Consider the following 21,324-nt stretch of genomic DNA (forward strand, 5'->3'; position numbering starts at 1 on the left):
CCGTGCCGGTCGCGGTACGGGTCGCGTGCCACGCGGCGCGCGCCGGGCGGCACGCGCGCGGTCTGCGACAGCATGCCGCCCAGCCGCACATTGACCTTCATGCGCCCGTTGATGGCCCAGCCGCTGGCATCCAGGATCGGGCCCAGGCTGCGCTGGCGCAGCTTGAGCCAGGCGATCAGCATGCTCGGGCCCGAGATGGCCAGCACGATGCCCAGCAGCGCCACCGGTATCCACTCGCCCCAGGTCGACGAACTTGCCGAAGATGGCCACCAGCACCGCGCTGATGCTCCCCAGCGCCACGCCGATGGCGGCCACCGTGCCCACGTCGACGCGGCTGGCCGGGCGCGGCGTGGCGGTCGGCACTTTCGCAGCGTCGGCGCCGGCGGCCTGGTCGGCCGTGGTGAGCCGGGTGGCGAAGCTGGTCAGGCTGCCCTGGCCGGCGGCCTCCTGCGCGGCGGCGCGCTTGGCCACCTGCTCCTCGATCACGCGCACGAACTTCTTGTAGGGCGCGAAGAAGGCCTGCGCCACGCTGGTCGGGTTCTCGATCAGCTTGGTGATGGTGGCGTCCCAGTCGCGGCCCTGGCGGTCGTAGAACACGCCGTTGCGGCCGACGAACAGAAAGTCGATGTCCCCGGCGGTGAACGCCGCGACGATGCTCATCTTCACGCCCTGGCGCGTGCAGTCGCAGTAGGCAAGGCAGGTCTTCGCGAGGCCGGCGAGCACGGCGTGCTTGGCGGTGTCCTGCACCTGCACCGTGAGTTCGCAACTGCGGCCGTCCAGGTACAGCGTGCCGGCCTGGAAGATCGCGCCTTCGCGGCGGTAGAAGGCCTTGAACGACACGAAGTTGTCGAGCAGCACCACCAGGTCGCGCTGCAGGCGGATCAGCTTTTCGAGGTCGACCAGCAGCGCGTTGTGTTCCTCGGCGGCCTCGTCGTCGTGGATCAGCGCGAGCAGCGCCTCGCGGGTGCGCAGCAGCGCGTCGAGCCGCTCGAGCGGGAGCGCGGCGGCCCAGTTGTCGGGGCGTTTGGCCATCAGGGCCTGCAGCGGCGCGAGCTTGTGCCTGATGGCGAGCCAGTCGGCCTCGGCGAGTTCTTCGCGCGGGCCGAGCAGGGGCCCGACGGCGCGTTCGGCAAAGGCGGCCACCGCGTCGGCCCATGCGGGGTTCAGGCTGGTGCCGTGCAGCGGCAGCACGCAATGCGGCGTGACGGGCGCCAGCGGCAGGTCGGCGATGGGTTCGGCATACAGGTCGAGCCTGTTCGCGCCGAGCGCGTCGTAGGCCTCGGGCGAAGGGTTCAGCGCCGTCACGGCCTGTGCGTCGAAGGCCGCGACGCGGCAGCGCGCGAAGAAGTCGTCGAGCTTGGCCTGCACCTTGCCGGTGGCATCGGCCGCGGCCAGCGTGGGCTCGCCCAGCGGCATCAGTTCGGCATTGCCCGCGTCGGCCTGCGCGTGCCAGTCGCGCGCGGTCTGCACTTCGGCAAAGAAGGCTTCCACGCGCGCGCGGTCCACGCCGGGCGTCTGCCGGTGGCGGTCGGGCACGCTGCCGTGGGTGCGCATGACCTCGTCGATGGCGGCGCGCACGGCCTCGTCCCGCGCGGTGTCGGGGGTGACCACGCCGTCGCCGTTGAAGCGCATGGCGGCCAGCAGTTCGCCGCGGTCGGCAATGTCGGCGAGCGTGAGCGTGGGGGCCTCGGGCCGGCCCTGGATCTGCAGCAGGCGGCGCGCTTCCTCGAGCAGGCGCGCGCCGCCAGGGTTGTCGGCGTCCAGGTCGTCCAGCGCCAGCACGTCGCTGCCCTGCAGCAGCACGTCGGGGTTGCGCAGCCGCGCGCAGACCCACTCGCAGGCCGCCACCACTTCAGGCGGGCGCACGCGGCCGTCGCCGTCGGAATCGATCAGGTCGAGCGTGCGGGTGTCGAAGTCGATGCCGCGCGTCGGGCAGGCGAGGGCGACCCACAGCTTCTGGTCGAGCTCGCCCAGGCGGGCGATGTCTTCGCCGGTGCGAAAGATCACCTGGTCTGCACTGCCCGCGCGGATGAACTGCCAGCGGTGCGGCCTGCGCGAAGCGGTGGGCGTGTCGGTGTGCGGCGGGGACGTCGGCGGCGTCATCAGCGGCCCTGCGTTCAGACCGACACCTTCTTGTGCTCGCCCAGGTTCTTCGGCGGCTCGCCGGTGATGGCGGCCTTGGCCATCTTGTAGAGCTGGACCATCTTGCTGTCGTCCACGTCCCAGTACTCGGCCTCGACCACGCTCACGGCCAGCAGGCCCAGGTTCGGGTCGGTGGGGCCGTTGGGGAACCAGGCCTTCGCCATGGTGGTGAAGAGCGCTTCCTTCAGCGCCTGGTCTTCGCGCAGGGCGGCGCGCCCGGACACCGACACGTAGCTGTCGTCGCCGGTGTTGGCGTAGGCCACGTTCACGGCCGGGTCGGTGGCCACGTGGCGCGCGATGTCGCCGTCCTTCGGCACGAAGAAGTACAGCGTGGCCACTGCGTCGACGTCGCGGTTCTGGGTGGTCAGCGGGTGGCTGTGCAACTGGCCCTCGGCATGGCGGTGGGTGAGCATGCCGAAGCGCGTGTCCTTGATGAGGTCCCAGAGCTTGCCGTGGTCGGTGGTGGTCTTGGTCATGGCGGGTTCTCCTTGAGCGTGCTGTGAAAGGTATGGGAAAGATCGAGCAATACTTCACCGTAAGGGCCGATGCGCGGGGCCGGTGAGGACACACGGCGCACAGCCGTGTCATCCGAAGCCGACATGCGATGCGCGCGTGTCCGAGGCGTGTCCGAGGTGTCCGAGGGGTGGTAGGTCTTGTCCGTCCCGCGAAGTCGGCATCGCTTGGCGCACGCGGCGCGCGGCTTTGCTACCTTGGGAGTCGACGGATGCCCGTCCCTCGTATTTCTCCCTTTGCGAGGGCTTCGATGCATGACGGCACCGAGGCTTGAACCCGGCGGAACCCGACGCGGTGCCGGGTTCTTTTTTGCGCGGCGCAAGTTAAGGAAGACTTCAGAAGCCGCTCATGGATTCTTCAGGTGGGCAAACCACACTGCACGGCTCCTACAACAGAAAAAACCGCCCATGAAGAACTTCATTCTTGTGCTCGCCGTTGCCACGCTCGCCGTGGGCTGCGGCCATGACGACCACCGCCGCGATCGCGACCGCAACCACAACGGCATTCCGGACCGCTACGAACGCAACCGCGACAGCGACGGCGACGGCGTGCCCGACCGCTACGACCGCCGGCCCAACAACCCGCAGAAGTACTGATCGATCAGGCGCGCTGGCGCAGCGCCAGCACCGACAGCCCGGCCGCGATGAACGTGAGGCCCGCGCCCACGTTCAGCCCGGTGCCCACGCGCGGATGCCGGCGCAGCCACGACGACAGCCGGAACGCGAAGCAGCCCAGCACGGTGAAGATCAGCGCCGTGAGCAGCGCGAAGATCGCGCCGTAGACCAGCATCTGCAGCGCCACCGGCCCGCGCGCCGCGCTGACGAACTGCGGCAGGAAGGCCAGCACGAACAGGCCCGGCTTCGGGTTCAGCACGTTCGACAGCAGGCCCGTGAAGAACACCTTGCGCAGCGACTGGTGCGCGCTCGGCTCGAACGAGATCAGGCTGCGCGAGGCCAGCGCCTTGTAGCCCAGCCACAGCAGGTACAGCCCGCCCACCGCCTTGACGGCCCAGAACGCGACCGGCGAAGCCTGGATGACCAGCGACAGCCCGAGCGCCGCCGCCGTCGTGTGGAACATGATGCCCAACCCCGCGCCCACCGACGACAGTGTGGCCGCCGCCTTGCCCTGGCTCAGGCCCCGGCTGATGGCCAGGATGTTGTCGGGGCCGGGCGCCATCACCACCACGAGGCAGGCCGCGATGTAGGCGAAGAGAACGTCTTGGGGAAACATGGGGCGGGTCCTTGCCCGGCCGGGGTGGCCGGGAGCGGCGGTGATTTTCGCCGGATCGTGCGGCCGGCGTGGCGGGTGTGGCTCAGGGCGCTTTCGCGGCCTGTGCCTTCGGCTTGGACGATGGTTCCCACGAATCGGGCGTGGTCGCCACCAGCGACTTGAAGTCCTTCCACGGCCGCGCGCCCGGAATGCTGCGCGCGCCGATGATCACCGTCCTGGCGAACACCACCATGCGCTCGCGCAGGTAGGCGCGGTCGGACGCGGGCCAGGTCTCGATCGAATGCGGCCCGCGCGCCAGCACGATCTCTTTCAAGCCGGGAATGCGGTTGTAGGCGGCCACGGTGCCCTCCAGCGTTTCGGCGCGGTCCCACAGGCCCTTGCCGAAGAACGCGGCGGGCCAGCGGTCCATGCCCGCGAGAGTGGACGAGTTCGGATAGAACACGATGTGATGGTCCGCCGCCATGCCGCCCAGGAACAGGTTGCGGTCGGCCAGGTCGGGCGAGTCGCCCACGTAGCCCGCGCCGCTGGCGAACGACGACAGCAGGATGGTGCCGCGGATGTTCTTCAGCCCCTTGGGCGGCGTGCAGCTGGGCACGGGCATGTCGAAGCTGCATTCGGCCACGTAGTTCTTGGTCATGGCCCAGGCGGTCGACATCGAGCCGCGCGAGTAGCCGCCCAGCACCAGCGGAATCTCCTCGGCCTTCATGCCCGCCAGCAGCCGGCCGCGCGCGCTGTCGCCTTCGAGCAGCTCGCCCGAGGGCGTGAGCAGGCGCAGGCCGCGCCCGCCTTCCAGGGCCGAGAGCGCGCGGAACACGTCCTCGCCTTGCTCCAGCGTGTTGGTGTCGCTGAAGCCGCCCGACAGGCCTTCGCCGCGCCGGTCGTAGGCCAGCACGTCGAAGCCGGCCTGGTTGAGCGCATACAGGTTCTCGCGCCACCAGCGCTGGCCCATGGTCTCGGTGGTTGCGTTGGGGAAGCTGACCGGAATGGTCTTGCCCGTCTTCTCGTCGATGCGGTAGGCCACCTCGTCGGGGTGCTGGATGGCCGTGAGCTGCCCGCCGCCGCCCGGCGCCATGATGGCCAGCGCGCGCGTCTTCTTGCCCTTGCCGTCGTCCACGCCCGCGCCTTCGATGTACCAGCCGCGCAGCTTGATGTCGCCGGTCATCTTCAGGTCGATGCGCTCGAAGGCGTCGCGCGGCGCGGTGAACTCGACGATGTAGGTGCGGGCGTCGGCCTCGGCAATGCCCTCGCGGTAGGGCGCCTTGGCAAAGAAGGCGGGCCGGCGGATCTGCTTGAGGTCGACCTGGCCGTCGGGGTCGATCTTGCCCGAGGGGTCGACCACGCCGGTCGAGCGCGTGGCGCGCTCCTTGTTGGGCGGCAACCAGCGCTGCATCTGCGCGTCGATGCGCTTGAAGCAGTCGGCGTCTTCCTTGCAGGCGCGCCAGCGGGCCTTGAGCTTGTCGTCGGTGAATTCGCTGATGTGGTAGTCGCCGCCCGCATAGCCGGCGGGCGGGCGGTTGGCCGTCATGAGCACCGGCACGCACTCGGTCACGCCTGTACCGTGCGGGCCTTGCGGCAGCAGGTAGCCGCCCATCATGGCGTTGCGGTCGGTGCCGACCCAGGCGGTGCAGTCGGTGGGCGGCGGCGCGCTGGCGGTGGCTTGCCGCTGGGCTTCGCTGGTGCCGGTGCAGGCGCCGAGCAGCAGCAGCGCGGCCGCGAGGGCGGATGCTGCGGCGCAGCGATGAAGGCGGGGGATCGGTGCAGTCATTCGGGGCGGGTGGTCCAGGGGGAAGGAGAAAGTCCAGAAAGTCCGAAGCACCGATCTTCGCCGCATCGGCGCCCGAATGCCATGGCCGAAGCCGACTTCGGCTGCAAGCGCAGGCCGCGTTTCTTGTAGGACCTGTCCTGCACGCGCATGCGACAAACACCACTCTCCATCGCCGCGCGATGCGCGCTCAATCGCCCCCGATTCACAAGGAGACAAGAGCGATGAAATTCGAAGGCATCTACTGCTTCGACTCGGCGAGCGTGCGGTTTGCTTTCTATCCGGACGGCCCCGAGGGCCCGCGCGTGATCGTGCAGATTTCCGAGGAAACGCTGCACGACGAATTCGGCGTGCGAGAAATCGGCGACCGCCTGCTGGACGCCTGCCGCGAGCACTACCAGGCGATCGAGCCCGCGGCCATCGCGCTCTACCGCGCCGCGCCACGCCACTGCATCACACTGACCCTGGACGACTTCGCGCTGCACGCCTGAACGACGGGCAGCGAAAAAGGGGACACGGGCAACTCTCCGACAAGGCGAGGCGGCCCAGGCCGTACCCACGGCCATCGACACCCGCGCAAATTGGCATCAAGCCAAGCGAGAGGCGCAGTCGTTCCTTGTCGAACAGCCGCTTCGCTGGCCTTCAAATCAAGGAACGCCGGTGCCTCTGAACCATTCACTCCAGGGCGAGCGAGACGCCTATCTTTTTCGTGAAGGAACCCACGCACGGCTGTACGACCTGCTGGGTTGCCACCCGCAGCCGCAAGGCGGCGCCAGCTTCGCGGTGTGGGCGCCCAACGCGGCCTCGGTCTCGGTGGTGGGCGACTGGAACTACTGGTCGGGCGAGGCCGACCCGCTCCAGCCCAGCCCCGACCACACCGGCATCTGGCAGGGCCATGTGCCCAACGCGGTGATCGGGCAGGCCTACAAATACCGCATCCGTTCGCACCAAGGCGGCTACACCGTCGACAAGGCCGACCCCGTGGCCTTCAGCGCCGAGCACCCGCCGGCCACCGGCTCGCGCATCTGCGAACTGGCCTACGACTGGGGCGACGACGAATGGATGGCGACGCGCGGCATGCGCAATTCGCTCGAGGCGCCGATGTCGGTGTACGAAGTGCACCTGGGCTCGTGGCGCCGGCATGACGGGCAGTTCCTGGGCTACCGCGAGATCGCGCACGAGCTGGCCGCGTACGTGGTGAAGATGGGCTTCACGCACATCGAGCTGATGCCCGTGACCGAGCACCCGTTCTACGGCTCGTGGGGCTACCAGACCACCGGCTACTTCGCGCCCACCGCGCGCTACGGCTCGCCGCAGGACTTCATGTACCTGGTCGACCACCTGCACCAGCAGGGCATCGGCGTGCTGCTGGACTGGGTGCCTTCGCACTTTCCGACCGACGAGCACGGGCTGGCGTTCTTCGACGGCACGCACCTGTACGAGCATGCCGACCCGCGCCAGGGCTTTCACCCCGAGTGGAACTCCAGCATCTTCAACTACGGGCGGCCCGAGGTGCGCAGCTTCCTGGTGTCTTCGGGCCTGTTCTGGCTCGACCTGTACCACCTGGACGGGCTGCGCGTGGATGCCGTGGCGTCGATGCTCTACCTGGACTACGCGCGCAATCACGGCGAGTGGGTGCCCAACCGCCACGGCGGGCGCGAGAACCTCGAGGCCATCGACTTCCTGCAGACACTCAACCGCGCCGTGTACCGCGAGTTCCCCGACACGCTCACCGTGGCCGAGGAGTCGACCGCGTGGCCGCGCGTGTCGCGCCCCACCGACATGGACGGCCTGGGCTTCGGCGAGAAATGGAACATGGGCTGGATGCACGACACGCTGGCCTACATGAAGGAAGACCCGGTCCATCGCAAGTACCACCACCACAAGCTGACCTTCTCGCTGGTGTATGCCTTTCACGAGAACTTCGTGTTGCCGCTGTCGCACGACGAGGTGGTGCACGGCAAGGGCTCGCTCATCAACAAGATGCCCGGCGACAGCTGGCAGCAGTTTGCCAACCTGCGCGCGCTGTTCGGCTTCATGTGGGCGCACCCGGGCAAGAAGCTGCTCTTCATGGGCGGCGAGTTCGGCCAGCGCCGCGAGTGGACGCACGACGGCGAGCTCGAATGGTGGGTCACGCAGCAGCAGGGCCATGGCGGCCTGCAGCGGCTGGTGGCGCAGCTGAACCGCGTGTACCGCGAGGCGCCCGCGCTGCACCAGCTCGACTTCTCGGCGGCCGGCTTCGAATGGCTCGCGGCCGACGACGCCGAGCGCAGCGTGTTCGCCTTCTTGCGCAAGGCGGCCGACGGCAGCCCGCCGCTGCTGGTGGTGAGCAACATGACGCCGGTGCCGCGCACCAACTACCTGCTGGGCGTTCCCCTCGGCGGCCTCTGGCGCGAAGTCGTCAACACCGACGCGGCCGAGTTCGGCGGCGCCGGCTGGGGAAACCTCGGCGGCGTGGAGGCCGCCCCCGTGCGTTCGCACGGCCGCATGCAGTCGGTGTGCCTGACGCTGCCACCGCTGTCGACATTGATCCTGGAGCAACGGCCGTCACCATGAAGAACATCTTCGCGCCCCGCCACGCCACTGCCGCCGTGGCACCCGACATCGACAACCCCCATGGCAATGCGCGCGCCGTCATCGACGCCGTGCTGCCCGCCGTGGACAACGGCCGCTTCGCCGTGAAGTGCGTGGCCGGGGAGCGCGTGCGCATCCGCGCGCATTGCTTCACCGACGGCCACGACGTGCTGCGCGTGCAGCTGTGCTGGCGCGCGCTCGAGCAGGCCGAGTTCCGCGAAGTGCCGATGAAGCCGCTGGGCAACGACGTGTGGGAGGCCGCGTTCTCGCCGCCCGCGCTCGGGCGCTACGTGTACACCGCCGTGGCCTGGGTCGACCCCTTCGAGTCGTGGCGCAGCGAAATGGCGCGCCGCGTCGACCCCGACGACGTGCGCATCGCCTCGGAGGTCGGTGCGCTCGAAGTGGCCGCCGCCGCCGGGCGCGCCGAGGGCGCCGACCGCATCGCGCTGCAGCACTGGGCCACCGAGCTGGAAGCCGTGGCGACCGCGCCCGGCACCGACGCCGTGTCGCTCAAGGCGCTGGCGCTCGACGACGAACTGGCCGACCTCGCGCGCCGCTACCCCGACCGGCGCCACGCCGTGCGCCACCCGGTCGAGCTGCCGCTGGTGGCCGACCGCGAGCGCGCGCGCTTCAGCACCTGGTACGAGCTGTTCCCGCGCTCGGCCGGCCAGGAGCCCGGCGTGCACGGCACCTTCAAGGACGTGGAGGCGCGCCTGCCGGCCATCGCTGAAATGGGCTTCGACGTGCTGTACTTTCCGCCGATCCACCCCGTCGGCCGCGTGCAGCGCAAGGGGCCCAACAACAAGCTCGTGAGCGGTCCCGAAGACGTGGGCAGCCCCTGGGCCATCGGCGCGGCCGAGGGCGGGCACAAGGACATCCTGCCCGCGCTCGGCACGGCCGAGGACTTTCGGCGCCTGCTGGCGCGCGCGGCCGACCACGGGCTCGAAATTGCGCTGGACATCGCCTTCCAGTGCGCGCCCGACCACCCCTACGTGAAGGCGCATCCCGACTGGTTCCGCTGGCGCCCCGACGGCACCGTGCAGTACGCCGAGAACCCGCCCAAGAAGTACCAGGACATCTACCCCTTCAACTTCGAGAGCGACGACTGGCGCGCGTTGTGGGCCGAGCTCAAGAGCGTGTTCGACCACTGGGTGGGCGAGGGCGTGCGCATCTTCCGCGTCGACAACCCGCACACCAAGGCCTTCCCGTTCTGGGAGTGGGTGATCGGCGAGGTCAAGCGCGAGCACCCCGACGTGATCTTTCTCGCCGAGGCCTTCACGCGGCCCAAGGTGATGCACCGGCTGGCCAAGCTGGGCTTCTCGCAGAGCTACACCTACTTCACCTGGCGCAACACCAAGGAAGAGCTGGTGGCGTATTTCACCGAGCTGTCGAGTGCGCCGGGCATCGACTACTTCCGCCCCAACGTGTGGCCCAACACGCCCGACATCCTGCACGAGCAGCTGCAAGGCGGCGACGCCGCCACCTACATGGCGCGGCTGGTGCTGGCGGCCACGCTGTCGGCCAGCTACGGCATCTACGGCCCCGCCTACGAGCTGCGCCAGCACCTGCCGCGCGAGCAGGGCAGCGAGGAATACCTGGACTCCGAGAAGTACCAGCTGCGCCACTGGAACCACGACGACCCCGACAGCCTCGCGCCCTTCATCGCGCGCGTGAACCGCATCCGCCGCGAGAACCCGGCGCTGCACGCGGACCGGGGCCTGCGCTTTCTGCACATCGACAACCCGCAACTGCTGGCCTATGCCAAGGCCTCGGCCGACGGCGCCAACGTGGTGGTGACGGTGGTCAACCTCGATCCGCACAACGCGCAGTGGGGCTGGCTGGGGCTGGAGCCCGCGAGCGTGGGCGTCGCGCCCGCGCAGGCCTTCCAGATGCACGACCTGCTCAGCGGCCAGCGCTTCACCTGGCAGGGCGACTGGCACTACGTGCGGCTCGACCCGCACAGCTGCCCCGCGCACGTCTTCGTCGTTCGTCGGCGCCATGGCGACGAGCGCGACTTCGATTACTTTCTTTGAGGTCGCTCGCCCATGAATGCACCCGTCTCACACATCGCGCTTGAAACCGTCGAGATCGACAACAGCGACGATCCGCTGTGGTACCGCGACGCGGTGATCTACCAGCTGAACGTCAAGGCCTTCTTCGACTCCAACAACGACGGCATGGGCGACTTCCAGGGCGTGACCGCCAAGCTCGACTACGTGAAGGAGCTGGGCGTCAACACCATCTGGCTGATGCCGTTCTACCCCTCGCCGCTGCGCGACGATGGCTACGACATCTCGGAGTACGAAGACGTGCATCCGCAGTACGGCTCGCTGGCCGACTTTCGCGAGATGCTGGCCGAGGCGCACAAGCGCGGCCTGCGCGTCATTACCGAGCTGGTCATCAACCACACCTCGAGCGAGCACCCGTGGTTCAAGGCCGCGCGGCTCGCGCCGCCGGGCTCGCCCGAGCGCAACTTCTACGTGTGGAGCGACACCGACCAGATCTACCAGGGCACGCGGATCATCTTCACCGACACCGAGACGTCGAACTGGACCTGGGACCCGGTGGCCAAGCAGTACTTCTGGCACCGCTTCTTCAGCCACCAGCCCGACTTGAACTTCGACAACCCGGCGGTGATGGAAGCCATCCTGAAGACGATGCGCTTCTGGCTCGACATGGGGGTCGACGGCTTCCGGCTCGACGCCATTCCCTACCTGGTGGAGCGCGACGGCACCAGCAACGAGAACCTGCCCGAGACGCATGCGGTGATCAAGCAGCTGCGCGCCGCCATCGACGCGCAGTACAAGAACCGCTTCCTGCTGGCCGAGGCCAACATGTGGCCCGAAGACGTGCGCGAGTATTTCGGCGACGGCGACGAGTGCCACATGGCGTATCACTTTCCGCTGATGCCGCGCATGTACATGGCCATCGCGCAGGAAGACCGGCACCCCATCGTCGAGATCATGGCGCAGACGCCCGACATTCCCGAGGGCTGCCAGTGGGCCATCTTCCTGCGCAACCACGACGAGCTCACGCTCGAGATGGTCACCAGCAAGGAGCGCGACTACATGTACACCATGTACGCGGCCGACACGCGCGCGCGCATCAACCTGGGCATTCGCCGGCGCCTGGCGCCGCTGATGGAAAACGACCTGGACCGCGTGAAGCTCATGAACGGCATGCTGCTGTCGATGCCGGGCTCGCCCATCATCTACTACGGCGACGAGATCGGCATGGGCGACAACGTGTTCGTGGGCGACCGCAACGGCGTGCGCACGCCCATGCAGTGGAGCCCCGACCGCAACGCCGGCTTCTCGCGCGCCGACCCGCAGCGCCTGTACCTGCAGCCCATCATGGACGCGATGTACGGCTACGAGGCGCTGAACGTCGAGACGCAGGCGCGCGACGCCAGCTCGCTGCTCAACTGGACCAAGCGCATGCTGGCCGTGCGCAAGACCAGCCACGCCTTCGGGCGCGGCAAGCGGCGCTTCCTGAAGCCGGGCAACCGCAAGATCCTGGCTTACCTGAGCGAGTACGACGGCGACGTGATCCTCACCGTGTTCAACCTGTCGCGCGCGGCGCAGCCGGTGGAGCTCGATCTGTCGGAGTTCCGCGGCTTCGTGCCCATCGAGATGCTGGGGCGCGCGCCGTTCCCGCCCATTGGCGAACTGCCGTACCTGCTCACGCTGTCTTCTTACGGCTTCTACTGGTTCAAGCTCACCTCGGAGGCCGACGCGCCGAGCTGGCACGACCAGGGCGTGGCGCTGCAGGAGTGGCCCACGCTGGTGCTGTTCGACGGCTGGACCAGCTTCTTCCGCGAGCGCGTGATGCCGTGGCGCATCGGCATGTCGGAGCGCATGCGCAGCCAGTTCGAGCTGGAGACGCTGCCGCGCCACATCGAGATCCAGCGCTGGTATGCCTCCAAGGGCACGGCCATCGAGCGCGCGCGCATCGTCGACCACGCGGTGTGGGAGGTCAACGGCCTGAGCTGGATGCTGCCACTGCTCGCGCTCGACGGGCCGCCCGGCGGCGCCACCTACTTCATGCCGCTGGCGCTGGCCTGGGAAGAGCGCGACGAAGAGCGCATGGCCGGCGTGGCGCAGGCGGCGCTGGCCAAGGTGCGGCAGCAGGCGCAGGTCGGGCTGATGGGCGACGCCTTCTACGACGAGGCCTTCTGCCGCGAGCTGGTGCGCGCCATCGGGCGGGGCTCCGAGCTGGCCACGGGCAACGGCAAGCTGGTGTTCAAGGCGACCGGGGCGTTCGCGCGCATGGGCATCGACCTGGACGCGCTGCCGGTCGGGCGGCCCAGCGGCGTGAGCAGCAACACGGTGGTCACGCTCGACGAGACGCTGTTCCTCAAGGGCTACCGCCATGTGCGCGAGGGCATCAACCCCGAGCTGGAGATGGGCCGCTTTCTCACCGAGGTGCAGTACCCGCACTGCGTGCCGGTGCTGGGCGCGCTCGAATACCTGACGAACGACGGCCGCACCATGACGCTCGCGATGGTGCAGAGCTACGTTGCGAACCAGGGCGACGGCTGGGACTACACGCTGGGCTACCTGGAGCGCTTCTTGCGCGACGTGGCCACCACCGACGGCGCCACCGACGCGCCCGACGTGCTGTCGGTACACGGCGGCTTCCTCGCATTGATCGCCACGCTGGGGCAGCGCACCGCAGAGCTGCACCGCGCGCTGGCACCCGCACCGGCGCGGCCGCGTTCGACCCCGAGCCGCTGTCGGCCGCCGACGTGGCGGGCTTTCGCACGCATGCGGCCGGCGACGCCACGGTCACGCTGGCGCTGCTGCGCGAGCGCATCGGCGCGCTGCCTCCCGGCGCGCAGGCCGATGCCGAGACGCTGCTGCGCGCCGCCGATGCGCTGCAGGCCAACATCGCCGAGCGCCGCTTCGTCGGCGAGGGCGGCGGCGGTGCCGCGCTCAAGAGCCGCTTTCATGGCGACTACCACCTGGGCCAGGTGCTGGTGAAGGACAACGACTTCGTCATCATCGACTTCGAGGGCGAACCCGCGCGCAGCTTCGAGGAGCGCCGCGCCAAGAGTTCGCCGCTGCGCGACGTGGCGGGCATGCTGCGCTCGTTCAACTACGCGCGCTGGTCGGCGCTGCGCCGGGTGGCGCAGAGCCCGGAAGAAGCCGAGAAGCTGGCCGCGCCCGCCATCGCCTGGGAGCAGGCCACGCGCGACGCCTTCATGCAGGGCTACGCCAGCACGCTCGCGCAGCCCGACGGTGCGCCCATCGACGGCGAACTGCTTGCGCTGTTCGAGCTGGAGAAGGCGCTGTACGAACTGCGCTACGAACTCAACAACCGCACCGACTGGGTGCAGGTGCCGCTGCACGGCGTGCTTGCGCTCATCCAGCCGCGACAGCGGTCCTGAGGCCACGGCCCTCCATCACTCGGGGAAATACACATGGAAAACTTCGGCATTCACCTGGAGCCGCTGCGCGCCATCCTCTACCAGGTGGGAGCGTTCATTCCGCGCCTGCTGGTGGCGCTGGTGGTGGTGTTCGTGGGCTGGCTCGTCGCCAAGGCGGCGCGCTTTGCCGTGACCAAGGCCTTGCGCGCCATCAACTTCAACGTGCTGACCGAACGCGCGGGGCTCGACAACTTCCTGCGCCAGGGCGGGTTGGCGGGCGACACCAGCAGCCTGTTCGGCATCCTGGCGTACTGGCTGGTGATATTGGCGTCGCTGCTCATCGCCTTCAACGGCATGGGGCTGAGCTACATCGCCGACCTGCTGGGGCGCATCGTCTGGTTCGTGCCCAACGTGTTCGTCGCGCTGCTGGTGCTGGCCTTCGGCTCGTACTTCGCCAAGTTCGTGGGCGACGCGGTGGGCAGCTACTTCCGGGGCGTGAAGATGCAGGACGCCACGCTGTTCGCCAAGGTGGCGCAGTACGCGGTGATGGCCTTCGTGATCCTGATCGCGCTCGACCAGATCAGGGTGGGCGGCGACATCGTGCGCGAGAGCTTCCTGGTGATCCTGGCGGGCGTGGTTTTTGCGTTGGCCCTGGCATTCGGGTTGGCCGGCAAGGACTGGGCGAAGGCGCAGATCGAGCGCTGGTGGCCTAGACAGCAGCAGATCAGGCCTCCACCGCCACCCGCGCCACCCGCCACCGCCGTGAAGGAGCCCGGCGTGACCCCCTACGGCAGCCCGGCCGCCAGCCCGCCGCGCTTCGACGACCGGCCGCCGCGCTGATTCTTGCCCTCCGATTTTTCGCCTTCTTTTTGCAGCCGCCACGGACCTGAATGACAAGAAAAACCAACCCGACCATCACCGCCGTCTGGCCCGGCCGCCCGTATCCGCGCGGCGCCACCTGGGACGGGGAGGGCGTCAACTTCGCGCTGTTCTCGCAGCATGCGGACAAGGTCGAGCTGTGCCTGTTCGACGAGCGCGGCCGCCACGAGCTGCAGCGCATCGTGCTGCGCGAGCGCACCGACGGCGTGTGGCACTGCTACCTGCCCGAGGCCCGCCCCGGCCAGGCCTACGGCTTTCGGGTGCACGGCGCCTACAAGCCCGAGGAGGGGCACCGCTTCAACCCCAACAAGCTGCTGGTCGACCCCTACGCGAAAGACCTGGTCGGCGAGCTGCGCTGGGGCGACGCGCTCTACGGCTACACCGTGGGCAGCAAGCGCGAAGACCTGTCGTTCGACCGCCGCGACAGCGCGCCGCTGATGCCCAAGGGCCGTGTGCTCGAAACCGCCTTCACCTGGGGCGACGACCGCCGCCCCTCGGTGCCGTGGCAGGACATGGTGATCTACGAGATGCACGTGCGCGGCTTCACCATGACCCATCCCGACGTGCCGCCCGAGCTGCGCGGCACCTACGCCGGCCTGGGCAGCGCGCCCGTGGTCGACTACCTCAAGCGGCTGGGCGTGACCACCGTCGAGCTGCTGCCGGTGCACAGCTTCCTCAACGACCGGCACCTGGCCGAAAAGGGCCTGCAGAACTACTGGGGCTACAACACGCTGGCCTTCTTCGCCCCCGAAATGCGCTACAGCGCCTCGGGCAAGGTGAAGGAATTCAAGACCATGGTGAAGACGCTGCACTCCGCGGGCATCGAGGTGATCCTCGACGTGGTCTACAACCACACCTGCGAGGGCAACCAGCTCGGGCCCACGCTGTCGATGCGCGGGGTGGACAACGCCTCTTACTACATCGCGAACGCCGACAACCGGCGCTACTACGACGACTTCACCGGCTGCGGCAACACCGTGAACCTGGAGCATCCGCACGCGCTGCAACTGGTGATGGACTCGCTGCGCTACTGGGCCGAGGAGATGCACGTCGACGGCTTCCGCTTCGACCTGGCCTCGGCCCTGGCGCGCGAGGCCGGCAAGGTGGAAAACCTCGGCGGCTTCTTCGACGCGATCCGGCAAGACCCGACGCTCAACCGCGTGAAGCTCATCGCCGAGCCCTGGGACCTGGGGCACGGCGGCTACCAGGTCGGCAATTTTCCGCTCGGCTGGGCCGAGTGGAACGACCAGTACCGCGACGGCATGCGCGGCTTCTGGAAGGGCGACGGCGGGCTCATCGGCGAGGTGGCCAAGCGCGTCACCGGCTCGGAAGACCTGTACGGCTGGTCGGGCAAGCAGCCCAGCGCGAGCATCAACTTCGTGACCGCGCACGACGGCTTCACGCTGCACGACCTGGTCTCCTACAACGACAAGCACAACGAGGCCAACGGCGAGGACAACCGCGACGGCAACAGCCACAACGTGTCGTGGAACTGCGGCGTCGAAGGCCCCACCGAAGACCCCGAGGTCGTGAGCCTGCGCGAGCGCCAGAAGCGCAACCTGCTGGCCACGCTGCTGCTGTCGCAGGGCGTGCCGATGCTGCTGGCCGGCGACGAGCGCGGCCACACGCAGCAGGGCAACAACAACGTGTACTGCCAGGACAACGCGCTCGGCTGGCTCGACTGGTCGCCCACGCCCGAGCGGCTGGCGCTGGTCACTTTCGTCGAACGCATGATCGCGCTGCGCCGCGCGCACCCGTCGTTCCGCCGGCGCACTTTCTTCGCGGGCAAGCCGGCCGAGGGCGAGACCGTGACTGACGTGCACTGGCTCAAGCCCGACGGCGCCGAGATGCGCACCGAAGACTGGAGCGACACGAACGCCCGCTGCATCGCGATGTACATCCCCGGCGGCGGCATTGCCGACCGCGGGCCGCGCGGCGAGCAGCAGCACGACGATGACTTTCTGATCCTGCTCAACGCGCACCACGACGAGATCGCGTTCACGCTGCCGCCGATGCGGCACGGCGCATGGCGGCTGCTGGTCGACACCGCGAGCACCACGCCGCCGCCCACCACCGAGGACGCCGCCGCGCTCGCGCCCGCGTGGTCGGAGCCGACGTACCCGCTGCAATGCCGCTCGCTGGTGGTGTTGAGCCGGCCGGACGTGCGGCCATGAAGCGCGCGCACCGCATGCCCTTCGGCGCCACGGTGGGCGAGGACGGCGTGGCCTTCGCGCTGTGGGCGCCTTCGGCCGGCGACGTGCGGCTGGAGCACCGCCCGGTTGGCGGCGAGAACACGACGCACCCGATGGCCCGCGACGCGCAGGGCTGGCACACGCTGACTTTGGCCGAGGCGGGGCACGGCGACGGCTACCGCTTTCACCTGCCCGGCGGTGCGGCCGTGCCCGACCCGGCCTCGCGCTTCAACCCGGAGGACGTGCACGGGCCCAGCGTGGTGATCGATGCGCGCCACTTTCAATGGCACGACGAGGCGTGGCGCGGCCGGCCGTGGGAAGAGGCCGTGGTGTACGAGCTGCACATCGGCGCATTCACCGCCGAAGGCACCTTCAACGCCGCGCGAGAGCGGCTCGGCGACCTGGCCGAGCTGGGCGTGACGGCCATCGAGCTGATGCCGCTCGCCGACTTTCCGGGGCGCCGCAACTGGGGCTACGACGGCGTGCTGCAGTTCGCGCCCGATGCCTCCTACGGCACGCCCGACGAGCTGAAGGCGCTGGTCGACGCGGCGCACGGGTTGGGCCTGATGGTGCTGCTCGACGTGGTCTACAACCACTTCGGGCCCGAAGGCAACTACCTGCACGCCTACTGCCCCGAGTTCTTCAATGCGGCGCATCGCACGCCGTGGGGCTCGGCCATCAACTTCGACGGCGAGGGCGCGCGCACGGTGCGCGACTTCTTCATTCACAACGCGCTGTACTGGGTCGAGGAGTACCGCTTCGACGGCCTGCGCATGGACGCGATCCACGCCATTCGCGACGACTCGCACCCGCACATCGTGCAGGAGATCCGCGAGGCGCTGCAGGCCGGACCGGGCCGCGAGCGGCACATTCACCTGGTGCTGGAGAACGACGCCAACCAGGCCTCGATGCTCGCGCGCGACGGGCACGGCGTGCCGGTGGCAGGCACCGCGCAATGGAACGACGACCTGCACCACGCGGTACACGTGCTGGCCACCGGCGAGCGCGACGGCTACTACGCCGACTATGCGGACGACCCCGTGTGCCGCTTTGCGTGCGCGCTGGCCGAGGGCTTCATCTACCAGGGGCAGCCCTCGGCCTTTCGCAACGGCGAGCGGCGCGGCGAGCCGAGCACGCGGCTGCCGTCGCAAGCCTTCGTGTCTTTCTTGCAGACGCACGACCAGGTCGGCAACCGCGCCTTCGGGGAGCGCCTGCATGCGCTGGGCGACCCGGTGCTGACGCGCGCGGCCATGGCCTGCCTGCTGCTGTCGCCGCATGTGCCGATGCTGTTCATGGGCGACGAGTTCGCGGCCTCGACACCGTTCCTGTACTTCTGCGACTTCGGGCCCGAGCTGGCCGAGGCCGTGTCGAACGGCCGGCGCGCGGAGTTCGGCGGCTTCGCGGCCTTTGCCGACGAGGCGGCCCGCGCGCGCATTCCCGATCCGAACGACGAGGCGACCTTTCTGGCGTCGAAGCTGAACTGGCGCGAGCGCGGTTCGCGCGCGCACTTTGCGCGCTTCAGCGAGGTGCAGCAACTGCTCGCGCTGCGCCGCCAGTGGATCGTGCCGCACCTGGCCGGCTCCACGGGCGCGGGTGTGTTCAGCTGCGAGAACGACACGCTGCGCGTGCAATGGGACCTGGGGCCGCCGGAAGAAGGACGCGAAGGCCTCACGGCCATGCGGCTGCACCTGCTGGCGCACTTCGGCGACGCGCCGACCGGGCCCGTCGTGGCATCGCCCGGCGCGGTGATCCACAGCGGCGGGGTGCGGCTGCTCGAGCCCGGTGCCGTGCAGCTCGAACGCGGCGCGGTGCACGCGACGCTGGAGGACATGCGCGGTGGATGAGGCTTTCCGGCGCGACACGGCGGGCGCGCTCGCGGCGCTGTGCGAACACTTCGGCATTGCGACTTCCTACTTCGACGCCTTCGGCACGCGCCGCGAGGCGAGCGTGCAGAGCCTGCTTGCGCTGCTGGCCGAGTTCGGCGTGGTCATCGACACCGCCGAAGACGCCCGGCGCGCACTCGACGCCGTGCACGCTGCGCGCTGGGCCGAGGCGCTGCCGCCCGTGCGCGTGGTCGATGCATCGGCCGCGCATTGGGCGGTGCCGCTGCGGCTGCCGCTGGCCATGCGCACGCTGCGCTGGCAACTGACCGACGAAGCCGGGCGCACGCAGCACGGCGAGGCCGATGCGGCCGCGTTGCACGAGACCGCGCGCACCGAGCGCGACGGCATCTGGCTCTGCGAACGCGAACTGCCCATGACGATGGCGCTCGACGCGGGTTACCACCATCTGCGCATCGACGGGCTGCCCGGCCAGACGCTGGTGCTGGCCTCGCCGGGCAGTTGCTACCGCCCGCCGGCCGTGCGCGATGGCGGGCGCGTCTGGGGGCCGGCCGTGCAGCTCTACAGCCTGCGTTCGCCGCGCAACTGGGGCATCGGCGACTTCGGCGATCTCGCGGAGCTGGTGACCCGCATGGCCGCGCAGGGGGCCGACATCGTCGGCGTGAACCCGCTGCATGCGCTGTTCGCGGCGAACCCGGCGCATGCGAGCCCGTACAGCCCGTCGTCGCGGCGGCAGCTCAATGTGCTGTGCATCGATGTCGAGGCGGTCGACGATTTCGCGGCGTGCGAAGCGGCGCGCAGGCTCGTTCATGCGCCGACCTTCCAGGCGCGGCTCGCGGCGCTGCGGGCCGAGCCGCTGGTGGACTACGCCGGCGTGGCCTCGGCCAAGTTCGAAGTGCTGGCGCTGCTGTTCGCCCATTTTCGGGAACGCCATTTGCCGGAAGACGGCAAGCCCGACGAAGAGGGGTTGGCCTTTCTGTCCTTCGTCGCCGAGCGCGGCGAGGGCTTGCGGCAGCACGCGCTGTTCGAGACGCTGCATGCGCACTTCCTCGCGACCGACGCGGCGATGTGGGGCTGGCCCGTGTGGCCCGCTGCCTACCGCGACCCCGATTCGGCCGAGGTCATGGCCTTTGCCGTGCAGCATGCGCAGCGGCTGCAGTTTCATCAGTACCTGCAATGGCAGGCCGCGCGGCAACTGGCACGGGCGGGAGAGCGCTGTGCCGCGCTCGGCATGGGCGTGGGCCTGTATGTGGACCTGGCGGTATCGGTCGATCGTGCGGGCTCCGACGCGTGGACCGCGCAGCCGGTGTTCGCGGCCGGCGCGAGCATCGGCGCGCCGCCCGATGAGTTCAACCCCGCCGGGCAGAACTGGGGCCTGCCGCCGCTGCGGCCCGACCGCTTGCGCGCCGACGGCCATCGCTTCTTCATCCAGACGCTGCGCGCGGGCATGCAGGGCGCGGGCGCCTTGCGCATCGACCATGTCATGGGGCTCATGCGGCTGTTCTGGATACCGCCGGGCCGTGATGCGCACCACGCGCGTATGTGTACTACCCGCTGGACGAACTGCTGGCCATTGTCGCCATCGAGAGCCATCGGCACCGCTGCATGGTGGTCGGCGAAGACCTGGGCACGGTGGAAGACGCGGTGCGCGAGGCGCTGGCCAAGGCCGATGTGCTGTCTTACCGGCTGCTCTATTTCGAGCGCTTGGACAAGCAGCACGGCGGTGGCTTCAAGCCGCCCGCAGCCTACCCGCCGGCCGCGCTGGTTGCGGTCAGCACGCACGACCTGGCGACTTTTGCGGGCTGGTGGGCCGGCCACGACCTGCGCGTGCGCCTCGAGCTGGGCCTGTTTCCCGATGCGCGCACCTTCGACAAGCAACTGCTCAACCGCGCGCAGGAGCGCATCGAGCTGATGCTGGCCGCGCAGCAGGCCGACCTGCTGAGCCGCGAGGACATCGCCGCGGCCGCGAGCCTTGCGCTGCCTTCGGCGCGCATCGTGGAGGCCGTGCACGCCTACCTCGCGGCCGCGCCTTCGGCGCTGATGATGGTGCAGCTCGAAGACGTGGCGGCGTGGTCGAGCAGGCCAACCTGCCCGGCACGGTGAACGAACAGCCGAACTGGCGGCGCAAGCTGCCGGTGTCGCTGCAGGCGCTGGCCGCCGGCGAACGCATGCAGGGCCTGGCCGCGCGGTTGCGTGCCACGCGGCCGGCCAGCCGCGCGCGTTCGGCGCAACAGGACACGCCGCAAAACACGCCCCAAGACCTGCGCGCCCGCGTGCCGCGCGCCACCTACCGCCTGCAGTTCCACAAGGACTTCGGTTTCGACGACGCGGTGCGCGTGCTGCCGTACCTGGCGCAACTGGGCGTGAGCCACGTCTACTGCTCGCCGATCCAACGCGCCGCGCGGGCAGCATGCACGGCTACGACGTGGTGGCGCACGACGAGATCAACCCCGAGCTGGGCGGCGAGGAGGGCTTCGCGCGCTTCGTCGCGGCGCTGAAGGCGCACGGCATGGGCCAGTTGCTCGACATGGTGCCCAACCACATGGGCGTGTTCGGCGCCGACAACGCGTGGTGGATGGACGTGCTGGAAAACGGCCCGGCCTCGCTGTATGCGCAGCACTTCGACATCGACTGGCAGCCGCTCAACGTCGAGCTCACCGGCAAGGTGCTGCTGCCGGTGCTCGGCGGCCACTATGGCGAGGTGCTGGCCAGCGGCGAGCTGGTGCTGCGCTTCGAGCCGGAAGAGGGCGCGTTCGCGATCGGCTATTTCAACCACCGCTTTCCGCTGGCGCCCGAGAGCTACCCCACGGTGCTGGCGCGGGC

General features: G+C 69.3%; 12 protein-coding genes and 3 pseudogenes. 11 read left to right on the forward strand and 4 right to left on the reverse strand.

Going from position 1 to position 21,324, the window contains the following annotated elements:
* Both BMG07_RS22955 and BMG07_RS22960 read right to left on the reverse strand, forming a co-directional pair.
* A partial coding sequence (locus BMG07_RS22955; protein ID WP_307867050.1) for a hypothetical protein occupies positions 1-2,103 on the reverse strand: 2,103 nt, incomplete at its 3' end.
* Between the two features lie 14 nt (positions 2,104-2,117).
* Positions 2,118-2,618 (reverse strand): pyridoxamine 5'-phosphate oxidase family protein, encoded by a 501-nt coding sequence (locus BMG07_RS22960; protein WP_198086483.1) that lies wholly within the window; start codon positions 2,616-2,618, stop codon positions 2,118-2,120.
* Positions 2,619-3,062: 444 nt separating this feature from the next.
* Here BMG07_RS22960 and BMG07_RS22965 point away from each other — a divergent pair, with 444 nt between their 5' ends.
* Complete coding sequence (locus BMG07_RS22965; protein WP_198086484.1) at positions 3,063-3,251, forward strand: hypothetical protein; 189 nt, start codon at positions 3,063-3,065, stop codon at positions 3,249-3,251.
* Positions 3,252-3,255: 4 nt separating this feature from the next.
* Here BMG07_RS22965 and BMG07_RS22970 read toward each other — a convergent pair whose 3' ends face one another.
* Both BMG07_RS22970 and BMG07_RS22975 read right to left on the reverse strand, forming a co-directional pair.
* Positions 3,256-3,885 (reverse strand): LysE family translocator, encoded by a 630-nt coding sequence (locus BMG07_RS22970; RefSeq protein WP_198086485.1) that lies wholly within the window; start codon positions 3,883-3,885, stop codon positions 3,256-3,258.
* 82 nt (positions 3,886-3,967) lie between these two features.
* Positions 3,968-5,650 (reverse strand): alpha/beta fold hydrolase, encoded by a 1,683-nt coding sequence (locus BMG07_RS22975; RefSeq protein ID WP_198086486.1) that lies wholly within the window; start codon positions 5,648-5,650, stop codon positions 3,968-3,970.
* Positions 5,651-5,871: 221 nt separating this feature from the next.
* Between BMG07_RS22975 and BMG07_RS22980 the strand changes: the two genes are divergently transcribed.
* From BMG07_RS22980 to BMG07_RS42640, 10 genes and pseudogenes are all read left to right on the forward strand, one after another.
* Positions 5,872-6,138: a DUF1488 family protein gene (locus BMG07_RS22980; protein ID WP_198086487.1), complete on the forward strand. Its 267-nt coding sequence runs from the start codon at positions 5,872-5,874 to the stop codon at positions 6,136-6,138.
* 169 nt (positions 6,139-6,307) lie between these two features.
* The gene (glgB, locus tag BMG07_RS22985) at positions 6,308-8,203 is read left to right on the forward strand and encodes a 1,4-alpha-glucan branching protein GlgB (protein WP_198086488.1); all 1,896 of its coding nucleotides are present in this window, start codon (positions 6,308-6,310) and stop codon (positions 8,201-8,203) included.
* Positions 8,200-10,254 (forward strand): alpha-1,4-glucan--maltose-1-phosphate maltosyltransferase, encoded by a 2,055-nt coding sequence (locus tag BMG07_RS22990; protein ID WP_198086489.1) that lies wholly within the window; start codon positions 8,200-8,202, stop codon positions 10,252-10,254. The genes glgB and BMG07_RS22990 overlap by 4 nt, the downstream gene beginning before the upstream one ends.
* Positions 10,255-10,266: 12 nt before the next feature.
* Positions 10,267-13,610, forward strand: a pseudogene (gene treS / locus BMG07_RS22995) (maltose alpha-D-glucosyltransferase).
* A 33-nt stretch (positions 13,611-13,643) separates the two neighbouring features.
* On the forward strand, positions 13,644-14,429 hold the full coding sequence (locus BMG07_RS23000; RefSeq protein ID WP_198086490.1) for a hypothetical protein: 786 nt from the start codon (positions 13,644-13,646) through the stop codon (positions 14,427-14,429).
* Positions 14,430-14,479: 50 nt separating this feature from the next.
* Positions 14,480-16,642, forward strand: coding sequence for a glycogen debranching protein GlgX (gene glgX, locus BMG07_RS23005; RefSeq protein ID WP_198086491.1), 2,163 nt, complete (start codon positions 14,480-14,482; stop codon positions 16,640-16,642).
* Positions 16,639-18,504: a malto-oligosyltrehalose trehalohydrolase gene (gene treZ, locus BMG07_RS23010; RefSeq protein ID WP_198086492.1), complete on the forward strand. Its 1,866-nt coding sequence runs from the start codon at positions 16,639-16,641 to the stop codon at positions 18,502-18,504. Before glgX ends, treZ begins: the two co-directional genes overlap by 4 nt.
* A 256-nt stretch (positions 18,505-18,760) precedes the next feature.
* A pseudogene (malQ, locus tag BMG07_RS45010) lies at positions 18,761-19,972 on the forward strand (4-alpha-glucanotransferase); the annotation flags it as partial.
* A 71-nt stretch (positions 19,973-20,043) separates the two neighbouring features.
* Positions 20,044-20,604, forward strand: a complete 561-nt coding sequence (locus BMG07_RS45015; protein WP_374221312.1) for a 4-alpha-glucanotransferase — start codon at positions 20,044-20,046, stop codon at positions 20,602-20,604.
* Positions 20,605-20,911: 307 nt separating this feature from the next.
* A pseudogene (locus tag BMG07_RS42640) lies at positions 20,912-21,031 on the forward strand (hypothetical protein); the annotation flags it as partial.
* Positions 21,032-21,324: the final 293 nt, after the last annotated feature.

The sequence above is a fragment of the Variovorax sp. E3 genome (genome assembly GCF_016082275.1).
Taxonomy (GTDB): Bacteria; Pseudomonadota; Gammaproteobacteria; order Burkholderiales; family Burkholderiaceae_C; genus Variovorax.

Excerpts from the sequence above, each read along its gene's own strand:
- BMG07_RS22960 (WP_198086483.1), bottom strand. The coding sequence starts at position 2,618 with ATGACCAAGACCACCACCGACCACGGCAAGCTCTGGGACCTCATCAAG.
- BMG07_RS22965 (WP_198086484.1), top strand. The coding sequence starts at position 3,063 with ATGAAGAACTTCATTCTTGTGCTCGCCGTTGCCACGCTCGCCGTGGGC.
- BMG07_RS22970 (WP_198086485.1), bottom strand. The coding sequence starts at position 3,885 with ATGTTTCCCCAAGACGTTCTCTTCGCCTACATCGCGGCCTGCCTCGTG.
- BMG07_RS22975 (WP_198086486.1), bottom strand. The coding sequence starts at position 5,650 with ATGACTGCACCGATCCCCCGCCTTCATCGCTGCGCCGCAGCATCCGCC.
- BMG07_RS22980 (WP_198086487.1), top strand. The coding sequence starts at position 5,872 with ATGAAATTCGAAGGCATCTACTGCTTCGACTCGGCGAGCGTGCGGTTT.
- BMG07_RS22990 (WP_198086489.1), top strand. The coding sequence starts at position 8,200 with ATGAAGAACATCTTCGCGCCCCGCCACGCCACTGCCGCCGTGGCACCC.
- BMG07_RS23000 (WP_198086490.1), top strand. The coding sequence starts at position 13,644 with ATGGAAAACTTCGGCATTCACCTGGAGCCGCTGCGCGCCATCCTCTAC.
- glgX (WP_198086491.1), top strand. The coding sequence starts at position 14,480 with ATGACAAGAAAAACCAACCCGACCATCACCGCCGTCTGGCCCGGCCGC.
- treZ (WP_198086492.1), top strand. The coding sequence starts at position 16,639 with ATGAAGCGCGCGCACCGCATGCCCTTCGGCGCCACGGTGGGCGAGGAC.